We start from the raw sequence: 373 nt of genomic DNA, 5'->3' as shown, positions 1-373 counted from the left end.
TAAACTACCAAATTTTATAATTATCTGTTTAGTTTTATGCTCAATGGCTCTTTTTCTCAAAAATATTTTTCTAAAGGGTTTAATTTATTTTTGCTAACTGATTAAGTTCAAGAAAGACCTCATTTTGGGCGCACTCATCCTATCGGATGGTTAACGAATTTTTTTGAATGGCGCAATAAACGCAACTAACACTGCAGTACCTGAATGTTTTTGTAGAATCCGATAAAATAGCTTTTGGTAAACATGGTAACTACTTAATTTCAAGTATTGTCTTCTTCCGGAATGAACTATCTTTCCAGCAATTTTAAAGAGAAATAAGCGAATAGTAGAAACCTGATACCCTTTCGTTTCATTGGTAAAACACAATGTTCGC

Annotated in this window: 1 protein-coding gene; it reads right to left on the bottom strand. The window is 32.2% G+C overall.

The window, feature by feature from the left end:
* Nucleotides 1-150: 150 nt before the first annotated feature.
* Nucleotides 151-373 (bottom strand): transposase (locus tag ACEN36_RS13090; protein ID WP_407126908.1); only part of this gene is annotated, 223 nt, incomplete at its 5' end.

This window comes from Desemzia sp. FAM 23989 (assembly GCF_045528345.1).
Taxonomy (GTDB): domain Bacteria; phylum Bacillota; class Bacilli; order Lactobacillales; family Carnobacteriaceae; genus Desemzia.
The sequence above is the reverse complement of the archived record's forward strand: the minus strand, read 5'-3'. Positions and strand labels throughout refer to the sequence as shown.